The organism is Streptomyces sp. NPDC059455 (assembly GCF_042750115.1).
Classification (GTDB): Bacteria; Actinomycetota; Actinomycetes; order Streptomycetales; family Streptomycetaceae; genus Streptomyces; species Streptomyces endocoffeicus.
The window spans coordinates 1-10,235 of record NZ_JBHYVB010000029.1; the positions used below are offsets into that span (position 1 = coordinate 1).

Annotated in this window: 8 protein-coding genes and 1 pseudogene; 6 read left to right on the forward strand and 3 right to left on the reverse strand. The window is 71.4% G+C overall.

The window, feature by feature from the left end:
* Positions 1-105 precede the first annotated feature (105 nt).
* Positions 106-774, reverse strand: coding sequence for a response regulator (locus ACFXB5_RS13065; protein ID WP_385206302.1), 669 nt, complete (start codon positions 772-774; stop codon positions 106-108).
* A 322-nt stretch (positions 775-1,096) separates the two neighbouring features.
* Between ACFXB5_RS13065 and pdhA the strand changes: the two genes are divergently transcribed.
* The 5 genes from pdhA to ACFXB5_RS13090 all read left to right on the forward strand — a co-directional run bounded on the left by pdhA (position 1,097) and on the right by ACFXB5_RS13090 (position 6,747).
* A complete protein-coding gene (gene pdhA, locus ACFXB5_RS13070; RefSeq protein ID WP_385206305.1) occupies positions 1,097-2,263 on the forward strand; it encodes a pyruvate dehydrogenase (acetyl-transferring) E1 component subunit alpha in 1,167 nt (388 codons plus the stop codon).
* 1 nt (position 2,264) lies between these two features.
* Positions 2,265-3,245, forward strand: coding sequence for an alpha-ketoacid dehydrogenase subunit beta (locus ACFXB5_RS13075; RefSeq protein ID WP_385206308.1), 981 nt, complete (start codon positions 2,265-2,267; stop codon positions 3,243-3,245).
* Positions 3,246-3,267: 22 nt separating this feature from the next.
* Positions 3,268-4,713 carry a dihydrolipoamide acetyltransferase family protein gene (locus ACFXB5_RS13080; RefSeq protein ID WP_385206311.1) on the forward strand — a complete coding sequence of 482 codons (1,446 nt, stop codon included), beginning with the start codon at positions 3,268-3,270 and terminating at the stop codon, positions 4,711-4,713.
* 82 nt (positions 4,714-4,795) lie between these two features.
* On the forward strand, positions 4,796-5,455 hold the full coding sequence (locus ACFXB5_RS13085) for a GntR family transcriptional regulator (protein ID WP_201854180.1): 660 nt from the start codon (positions 4,796-4,798) through the stop codon (positions 5,453-5,455).
* Complete coding sequence (locus tag ACFXB5_RS13090; RefSeq protein ID WP_385206315.1) at positions 5,452-6,747, forward strand: nitrate/nitrite transporter; 1,296 nt, start codon at positions 5,452-5,454, stop codon at positions 6,745-6,747. The genes ACFXB5_RS13085 and ACFXB5_RS13090 overlap by 4 nt, the downstream gene beginning before the upstream one ends.
* Before the next feature lie 34 nt (positions 6,748-6,781).
* Here ACFXB5_RS13090 and ACFXB5_RS13095 read toward each other — a convergent pair whose 3' ends face one another.
* On the reverse strand, positions 6,782-7,606 hold the full coding sequence (locus tag ACFXB5_RS13095) for a maleylpyruvate isomerase family mycothiol-dependent enzyme (protein ID WP_385206318.1): 825 nt from the start codon (positions 7,604-7,606) through the stop codon (positions 6,782-6,784).
* A gap of 243 nt (positions 7,607-7,849) precedes the next feature.
* Here ACFXB5_RS13095 and ACFXB5_RS13100 point away from each other — a divergent pair, with 243 nt between their 5' ends.
* Positions 7,850-9,688 (forward strand): NHL domain-containing thioredoxin family protein, encoded by a 1,839-nt coding sequence (locus ACFXB5_RS13100; protein WP_385206321.1) that lies wholly within the window; start codon positions 7,850-7,852, stop codon positions 9,686-9,688.
* Positions 9,689-9,730: 42 nt separating this feature from the next.
* Here the strand turns inward: ACFXB5_RS13100 and ACFXB5_RS13105 are convergent.
* Positions 9,731-10,235 (reverse strand): annotated as a pseudogene (locus ACFXB5_RS13105) (XRE family transcriptional regulator); the annotation flags it as partial.

Genomic DNA, 10,235 nt, shown 5'->3' on the forward strand with positions numbered 1-10,235 from the left:
GGCTCCGCCGCGGCTGTGTCGATGTGCGGCTCCGCCGCGTGGGCGACCAGCCACGACGGCGCCGCAGTCGGCCGACGACGCATCGCGACACTTCCAGCGCCAGCGCTACCGCTTCTGCGCCTGCGTCGCCTGCATCCGGGCGACGTACGCCGCCGCCTGCGAGCGGCGTTCCATGCCCAGCTTGGAGAGCAGGCTGGAGACATAGTTCTTGATCGTCTTCTCGGCGAGATGCAGCCGCTCGCCGATCCCCCGATTGGTGAGCCCCTCCCCGATCAGCAGCAGGATCCGGCGCTCCTGCTCGGTGAGGGCGGCGAGCTGGTCGTCCGGTTGGGGCGCTGTCTGGCCGCGCAGCCGTTCCAGCACCCGGGCGGTGGCCACCGGGTCGAGCAGTGACCGGCCTGCGGCCACGTCCCGGACCGCGGCGAGCAGTTCGTCGCCGCGGATGTCCTTCAGGACATAGCCGGAGGCGCCCGCGATGATGGCGTCGAAGAGCGCCTCGTCGTCGGCGAAGGAGGTGAGCATCATGCAGCGGACGCTTTCGTCCCGGGCGCGGATCTCCCGGCAGACCTCGACTCCGCTGCGGTCGGGCAGCCGGATGTCGAGGACGGCGACGTCCGGGCGGACGGCCGGGATGCGGGCCAGGGCGTCGGCCGCGGTGCCCGCCTCGCCGACCACTTCCATGTCCGGCTCGCCCGCGAGCAGGTCTCGTACGCCGCGTCGGACGACTTCATGGTCGTCGACCAGGAAAATCCTTATTTTTCCTTCTTCGCGCACGGATCCAGTCTCACACACGAAGTCTTCCCGCGTCGTTGCCCAGCGGGATACCGTGCGCTTGTCCGGTGGCCTGCGGGGCTGTGACCAGTGGAAGTTTCCCCACGCACGCGATTTACTTGGAAATCCAAGCAAAATTGCAGGTCAGGTGGGGTTTCGCAGACATGCGACGCACTGGGTAACGTGCCTTGTGCAGGGCCAGCCGCCGGGAACCTGTCACGCCCGGCCATGCTCCGGCGCACCCACCCCGTGTGCCGTGGCGGAACGGGCGAGCCGCAACTGGCCGCCGGCGGATCCCGGGGGCCGGACAGACGGAGGAGCACACGTGACCGTGGAGAGCACTGCCGCGCGCAAGCCGCGCCGCAGCGGAGCCAAGCGCAGCACCAGCGCGCGGGACACCAAGAAGCAGCCTGCGGACCAGACCGAACTCGTACAGCTGCTGACCCCCGAGGGCGAGCGTGTCGAGCACCCCGAGTACGCCATCGACCCCACCCCGGAGGAGCTGCGCGGTCTGTACCGGGACATGGTGCTGACACGGCGGTTCGACGGTGAGGCCACCACCCTGCAGCGCCAGGGCGAACTGGGCCTGTGGGCCTCGCTGCTCGGCCAGGAGGCGGCGCAGATCGGCTCCGGCCGGGCGCTGAACGACGCCGACTACGTCTTCCCCACCTACCGCGAGCACGGTGTGGCGTGGTGCCGGGGCGTCGACCCGACCAATCTGCTGGGGATGTTCCGTGGGGTGAACCACGGCGGCTGGGACCCGAACAGCAACAACTTCCACCTGTACACCATCGTGATCGGCTCGCAGACGCTGCACGCGACCGGCTACGCGATGGGCGTGGCCAAGGACGGCGCGGACGCCGCGGTCCTGGCCTACTTCGGCGACGGCGCCTCCAGCCAGGGCGATGTCGCCGAATCGTTCACCTTCTCCGCGGTCTACAACGCCCCGGTCGTCTTCTTCTGCCAGAACAACCAGTGGGCCATCTCCGAGCCCACCGAGAAGCAGACCCGGGTGCCGCTCTACCAGCGTGCCCAGGGCTTCGGCTTCCCCGGGGTGCGGGTGGACGGCAATGACGTGCTCGCCTGTCTGGCCGTCACCAAGGCCGCGCTGGAGCGGGCGCGCACCGGGCAGGGCCCGATGCTCATCGAGGCGTTCACCTACCGCATGGGCGCCCACACCACCTCCGACGACCCCACGCGCTACCGCTCGCCCGAGGAGCGGGAACTGTGGGAGACCAAGGACCCGATCCTGCGGCTGCGCACCCTGCTGACCCGCGAGGGCCTGGCGGACGACGCGTACTTCGCCGACCTCGAGCGGGAGAGCGACGCGCTGGCCAAACGGGTTCGGGACGCGGTACGGGCCATGCCCGACCCCGAGGACATGGCGATGTTCGAGCACATCTACGCCGATGGGCACGCCCTCGTCGACGAGGAGCGGGCGCAGTTCGCCGAGTACCAGGCTTCGTTCGTCACCGCTGAGGAAGGCATCTGACATGGCCGCCGAGAAGATGTCGCTCTCCAAGGCGATCAACGCGTCCCTGCGGACTGCCCTCGAGACCGACCCCAAGGTCCTGATCATGGGCGAGGACGTCGGCAAGCTGGGAGGCGTCTTCCGCGTCACCGACGGGCTCCAGAAGGACTTCGGCGAGGACCGGGTCATCGACACCCCGCTCGCCGAGTCCGGCATCGTGGGCACCGCGATCGGGCTCGCGCTGCGCGGCTACCGCCCGGTGGTGGAGATCCAGTTCGACGGTTTCGTCTTTCCCGCCTACGACCAGATCGTCACCCAGCTCGCCAAGATGCACGCACGCTCGCTCGGCAAGGTGAAGCTGCCGGTCGTCGTCCGCATTCCGTACGGCGGCGGCATCGGCGCGGTGGAGCACCACAGCGAGTCGCCGGAGGCGCTGTTCGCGCATGTGGCGGGGTTGAAGGTGGTCTCGCCGGCCAACGCCTCCGACGCCTACTGGATGCTGCAGCAGGCCATCGACAGCGATGACCCGGTGATCTACTTCGAGCCCAAGCGCCGCTACCACGACAAGTCCGAGGTCGACACCGCCGCGATCCCCGGCCCGCTGCACGCCGCCCGGGTGGTGCGGCCAGGGTCGGACCTGACGCTCGCGGCCTACGGCCCGATGGTGAAGGTCGCCCTGGACGCCGCCGCGGCCGCCGCCGAGGAGGGCAAGTCGATCGAGGTCCTGGACCTGCGGTCGATGTCGCCGATCGACTTCGACTCGATCCAGCGTTCCGTGGAGCGGACGGGGCGGCTGGTCGTCGTCCACGAGGCACCGGTATTCCTGGGTACCGGGTCGGAGATCGCCGCGCGCATCACCGAGAGGTGCTTCTATCACCTCCAGGCGCCGGTGCTGCGGGTCGGCGGCTTCCACTCGCCGTACCCGCCGTCACGGCTCGAGGACGAGTACCTTCCGGGGCTGGACCGGGTGCTCGACGCCGTAGACCGCGCGTTGGCGTACTGAAGGGCTTGAGGAGATCGTGACGATGACCGCAGTCGAACAGCGCTTCCGTGAGTTCAAGATGCCCGATGTGGGCGAGGGGCTGACCGAGGCCGAGATCCTCAAGTGGTTCGTGGCGCCGGGCGACACCGTGACCGACGGTCAGGTGGTGTGCGAGGTCGAGACCGCCAAGGCCGCCGTCGAGCTGCCCATCCCCTTCGACGGCGTGGTGCACGAGCTGCGCTTCGACGAGGGCAGCACCGTGGACGTGGGCACGCCCATCATCTCGGTGGACACCAACCCCGGAGCGGGGGAGGCGGCACCCCAGGCCGCTCCCGCCGAGGCCCCCGCCGCCGAGCAGCCGGCCGCCGCCGAGCCCGAGGAGAAGGCGGGCCGCCAGGCCAATCTGGTCGGCTACGGGGCGGCGCCCGCCTCCACCAAGCGCCGTCCGCGCAAGCCGCTGCCGGGCCTCCAGCGGTCGGCGCCCGCCCCCTCCGCCGGGGCAGCGCCCCAGGAGCCCGCTCCCGCGCCCGCGCGCCCCGAGGCCGCGCCCGCGCCCTCGCCCTCGCCCTCGCCCGAGCTGAACGGCAGCGGCCGGACCGCGCGGCCGCTGGCCAAGCCCCCGGTCCGCAAGCTGGCCAAGGATCTGGGCATCGACCTGGAGACGGTCACCCCGAGCGGGGCGGACGGGATCATCACCCGCGAGGACGTCCACGCGGCCGCCGAGGCCGTCCAGGCGGCCCGGGAGACGCCCGTGGCGGCCCCGTCCACGGCCGTCAAGGCCGTCGAGGGCCGGGAGCGCCGGGTGCCCGTGAAGGGCGTACGGAAGGCCACCGCGCAGGCGATGGTCCACAGCGCCTTCACCGCCCCGCATGTGACCGAGTTCGTGACGGTCGACGTGACCCGCACGATGAAACTCGTGGCCGACCTCAAGCAGGACCCGGAGCTGTCCGGGCTGCGGGTCAACCCGCTGCTGCTGGTCGCCAAGGCCCTGCTGGTAGCCATCCGGCGCAATCCGGACATCAACGCCACCTGGGACGAGGACAACCAGGAGATCGTCTACAAGGACTACGTCAACCTGGGCATCGCGGCGGCGACACCGCGCGGGCTGATCGTCCCCAACATCAAGGACGCCGACGCCAAGACCCTGCCCGAACTGGCGTCCGCCCTGGGTGAGCTGGTCACCACCGCCCGTGAGGGCAAGACCACCCCGGCGGCGATGTCCGGCGGCACGATCACCATCACCAACGTCGGCGTCTTCGGCATCGACGCGGGCACCCCGATCATCAACCCCGGGGAGTCGGCGATCCTCGCCTTCGGCGCGGTCAAGCTCCAGCCGTGGGTCCACAAGGGCGAGGTCAAGCCGCGCCAGGTGACCACGCTGGCGCTCTCCTTCGACCACCGGCTGGTCGACGGCGAACTGGGCTCCAAGGTGCTCGCGGACGTCGCGGCCGTCCTGGAGCGTCCCAAGCGCCTGATCACATGGGCCTGATCACCTTCTGATACTCATCCCCCGTCCGCATCGCGGACGGGGGATGAGTGCGCATGCATCTTGTATCTATGATGTGCGCATCATGAGTCCCGCCGATACGGCCACCAAGCCGCCCCCTGCCGCCGAACGCGTCTACCACCACGTCAAACAAGCCGTCCTCGACCGCCGCTACGAGGGCGGCACACTGTTGAGCGAGGGCGAACTCGCGGACGCCGTCGGGGTCTCCCGCACCCCCGTGCGGGAGGCGCTGCTGCGCCTGGAGGCCGAGGGGCTGCTCAAGCTCTATCCGAAGAAGGGCGCCCTGGTGCTGCCGGTCTCCTCCCAGGAGATCGCGGACGTGGTCGAGACCCGGCTGCTGGTGGAGCAGCACGCGGTCGCCAAGGTCGTCCCGGCCGGTGGGCGGCTGCTGGCCCGGCTCGAGGAGATCCTGGAGGAGCAGCGGGTGCACGCCGCGGCCGGGGACCTGGCCGCCTTCGCCGCCGCCGACCGCTGCTTCCACGCGGCGATCGTCCGGGCGGCGGGAAACGCCATCCTGGCGCAGCTGTACGACCAGTTGAGGGACCGCCAGCTGCGGATGGGTGTGGCCACCATGCACGCCGAGCCCGACCGCATCGCCAAGAACATCACCGAGCACACGGAGATCCTCCAGGCCCTGCGCGCCGGGGACGCCGGTTTCGCGTCCGGGCTGGTGCAGCGCCACATCAGCTGGGTGAACAACCTCGCCCGGGGTGAGGCGCGATGACCTCGGCCCAGTTGCCCGGTGATCCACCCGGCGGACGTCGTGCCGTCGCCGTATGGAGCCTGGGCGTCGCCGTCTACTTCGTCGCCATCACCTATCGCACCAGCCTCGGTGTCGCCGGTATCGACGCCGCCGAGCGTTTCCACATCAACTCCTCGGCGCTGTCGACCTTCTCCATCCTCCAGGTGCTGGTCTACGCCGGGATGCAGATACCGGTCGGGCTCATGGTCGACCGTCTCGGCACCCGTAAGGTGCTCATGCTCGGCGTGGTGCTCTTCACCCTGGGCCAGTTCGGCTTCGCGTTCTCCCACTCGTACACGATGGCGCTGGTCTCCCGGGCGCTGCTCGGCTGCGGTGACGCGATGACCTTCATCAGCGTGCTGCGGCTCGGCTCGCGCTGGTTCCCGGCCCGCCGGGGGCCGATGATCGCCCAGGTCGCGGCGCTCTTCGGGATGGCGGGCAACCTGATCTCCACCCTGGTGATCGCCCGCGCGCTGCACAGCGCCGGCTGGACCACGACCTTCGCGGGCAGCGCGCTCGGCGGGGTGGCCGTCTTCGTCCTGGTGCTGCTCTTCCTCAAGGACCACCCGAAGGGCTTCGAGCCCGCGCCCGCCTCCCATATGGGCGCCGACTACGTCCGCCGGCAGATCGCGGACGCCTGGCGCGAGCCCGGCACCCGGCTGGGCATGTGGGTGCACTTCACCACCCAGTTCCCGGCGATGGTGTTCCTGCTGCTGTGGGGGATGCCGTTCCTGGTCGAGGCCGAGGGGCTGTCCCGGGCGACCGCGGGTCAGCTGCTGACCCTGGTGGTGCTGTCCAACATGGCGGTCGGCCTGGTCTACGGGCAGGTCATCGCCCGGCACCACGCCGCCCGCGCCCCGCTGGCCCTCGGCACGGTCGGCGCCACCGCGCTGCTGTGGGGCACCGTGCTGTTCTGGCCGTCCACCCACGCGCCCATGTGGCTGCTGATCGTCCTGTGTGCGGTGCTCGGGGCCTGCGGGCCCGCGTCGATGATCGGCTTCGACTTCGCCCGGCCCGCGAATCCGCCCGAGCGGACCGGCACCGCCTCGGGAATCGTCAACATGGGCGGCTTCACGGCCTCGATGACCACTCTGCTGGCCGTCGGCGTCCTGCTGGACCTGACCGGCGAGAACTTCCGGATCGCGTTCGCCTCGGTGTTCGTGCTGCAGGCGCTCGGCGTCATCCAGATCCTGCGGCTGCGCGGACGGGCGCACCGCCGGGAGCGCGAGCGCGTGGTCGCGAGCCGCGTCGAGGCGGTGCACGTACCGGCGTGACGCCGTGGCCCTCCGGTCCCCGGAGCCCGGAGCGCTACGGCGTGACCGCGAAGTTCTGGAGGATCGCCTCCGCCAGCTGCTGGTCGCCCTCGATCTTCAGCCGCTCCGAGACCGCCTCGGGCCGCACCCGCCCACAGGCCAGCCGGACGTAGGTCTCCCAGTCCAGGGCGAGGGTCACCGTCGGCCCCAGCGAGACGCTGCCGTCGATGCTGCCCCGGCCGTCCGGGTCGACCCGGACCGTCCGCATGAACTCCATCGGGCCGTGCACATCGAAGACGACGGCCGAATGGGGCGCCGCGCCCGCGTCCTTGGCGACCACCTTCGGCAGCCCCGACAGCAGCAGATCACGGGTGATCGTGGCGCCCGGCGAGTCGAGGTTGCCCGGCTTGTTCAGGGCCCGGCGCAGATCCTGTTCGTGCACCCAGATGTCGAAGACCCGCCGCGTCAGGGCCTCCCCCAGCGCCACCTCGGTGCCGCCGGGCCAGCGCACCATGGCGTCCGGCTCGCGCTTCTCGTTCCGCAGCTGGCGGCCCCGCCGGATGACGGTGTACTCCAGCTCGGAGGTCATCTCGGGCGCGGTGTGGCAGCGCCGTACGTCGACCTGGACCTCCATGTACCGCGACAGCTCGTTGGTGACGTGGTAGAGGTCGCGCGGCAGGGTGTGGATGGGGCGGGGATCGCCGAGCATCTCGCATTCGAGGCCGATCACATGCGAAACGACGTCCCGCACCGACCATCCCGGGCACTCGGTGGCGCGGTTCCACTCGCTCTCCGCTAGCGGGTTGACCAACTCCGTTATCGCGTCGATGGAGTGCGTCCAGGCGTCGATGGAGGTCTGAAGGCTGGGATGGACGGTCACGGGACCCCTCGGGCGGTTGGTGCGCGGGCTGGGTGCTGGTGTGTGCGTTCAAGTTACGCTGCCCACGAGCGCACGGGCAGTGCTTTCCGGTCTGATCGTAGGCCCGGATCGGCGGCTCGCGGCCTGCCCGCGATGGTAGTGTGCGCCCGCCCCGGCCTTATCTCCGGACGTACCCGTACGCATCGGTGGAAAGCCGCCGGGGGCGAGGGAATGGCACGACCGGGACTGCTGTTTCATACGGATATGGCTTCACGTGCACGCGTCCGCGCCCCCGAGCTGATCGGCCGGGGCGGCTGGCTCAACACCGGCGGTACCGACCTCACCCTCACCGACCTGCGAGGACGCATCGTCATCCTCGACTTCTGGACGTTCTGCTGTGTGAACTGCCTGCATGTCCTGGACGAACTTCGCGAGCTGGAGGAGAAGCACCGCGACACCGTGGTGATCGTCGGCGTGCACTCGCCGAAGTTCGTCCACGAGGCCGAGCACCAGGCGGTCGTGGACGCGGTCGAGCGCTACGAGGTGCACCACCCGGTCCTCGACGACCCCGAGCTGGCCACCTGGAAGCAGTACGCGGTGCGGGCCTGGCCCACCCTCGTCGTCATCGACCCCGAGGGCTATGTGGTCGCCCAGCACGCGGGCGAGGGCCACGCCCACGCCCTGGAGACCCTCGTGGGGCAGCTGGAGGCCGAGCACGCCGCCAAGGGCACCCTGCGGCGCGGCGACGGCCCGTACGTGCCCCCGGAGCCGGTCCCCACCGAGCTCCGCTTCCCCGGTAAGGCGCTGCTGCTGCCCGGCGGCACCTTCCTCGTCTCGGACACCACCCGCCATCGGCTGGTGGAGCTCGCGGCGGACGGCGAGAGCGTGGTGCGGCGGATCGGCGCGGGCGAGCGCGGCCTTACCGACGGCACGGGCGAGCGGGCGCGGTTCAGCGAGCCCCAGGGGCTCGCCCTGCTCCCCGACGGCACCGTGGCCGTCGCCGACACCGTGAACCACGCGCTGCGCCGCTACGACCCGGCCACCGGCGAGGTCACCACGCTCGCCGGGACCGGCCGCCAGTGGTGGCAGGGGTCGCCCACCGAGGGGCCCGCCCGCGAGGTCGACCTGTCCTCCCCCTGGGACGTGGCCTGGTTCGCCGGCCGGCTGTGGATCGCCATGGCGGGCGTCCACCAGCTGTGGACCTACGACCCGGAGACCGGGACCGTACGGGCCGCCGCCGGGACCACCAACGAGGGCCTGGTCGACGGCCCGGCCGAGGAGGCGTGGTTCGCCCAGCCCTCCGGGCTCGCCGCGACCGAGGACCGGCTGTGGATCGCGGACTCCGAGACCTCCGCGGTGCGCTACGTCGAGCGCGACGGTAAGGGCTTCACGGTCCGTACGGCCGTCGGCACCGGGCTCTTCGACTTCGGCCACCGGGACGGCGCCGCCGTTTCTGCGCTGCTCCAGCATCCGCTGGGCGTCACCGCGCTGCCCGACGGCTCGGTGGCGATCTCGGACACCTACAACCACGCGCTGCGCCGCTACGACCCGGCCAGCGGCGAGGTCTCCACGCTCGCCACGGATCTGCGCGAGCCCTCCGGCGCGGTCCTGGCCGACGGGGACATCGTCGTGGTGGAGTCCGCCCGGCACCGGCTGACCCGGCTGCGGCTGCCGGAGGAGGCCGTAAGGGTCGAGGCGGTGGCCCACCGCACCCAGCGCGCCGCGACCGACATCGCCCCGGGGACGCTCCGTCTTGACGTGGTCTTCCAGGCGCCCGAGGGGCAGAAGCTGGACACCCGCTACGGCCCCTCCACCCGGCTGCTGGTCAGCTCCACCCCGCCGGAGCTGCTGGCCGGGGGCGACGGCGCGGGGACGGATCTGAACCGTGAGCTCGTCCTTACGGAGGGCGTGACCGAGGGCGTGCTGCACGTCTCGGCGATGGCCGCCTCCTGTGACGACACTGATCCCAATAGCGGCTCCGCCGCGGGTGCGAACGAGTACCCGGCGTGCCATGTGCACCAGCAGGACTGGGGCGTCCCGGTGCGGATCACCGAGGGCGGCGCGAACCGGCTGCCGCTGGTCCTCGCCGGGATGGACGACTGAACCGAAGGGCCGGAACCGCCCGGCCGGGTTCCTGACCGGGGGTCAGTCCGGGCAGTTGGGCAGCGTGGAGTACTGCACCTGGTCCTGGCGGATCCGGATGCCCGGCACCCACATCCGCTTGCCGTCCTTGGCGACGCGGAACCACATGCTGCTGTGCCCGCCCGCCTCGTCGGTCACCGTGACGCCGTTGGCGATGCGGCAGTCGGCGCGCAGCGCATCGCCGTGCCAGGCCCGGCCCACGATGTTCGACGGGCGGTAGGCCTGGTACGGATCCTCGGCCAGGCCCAGGGAGCACTCGCGGACGCGCTTGTGCTGGCAGGTCTTCTCGGCGTTGTAGACGGTGATCCGGGCGTTGCCCAGGGGCGAGGAGCCCGCCGCGCCGGTGGGGGGGGCGGGGGGAGGGGGGGGGGCGTCGCGCGCGGGAGGGCGCGGGGGGGCGGGAGGCGGGGCCGTGCGACGGGCGCGGATCCTGCGCGGGGTGGGTGGCCCGCGGGGGGGGGGGGAGCGGGGGGGGGTGGGGGTCGGGGGGCGTGGGCGGCGGCGGGGA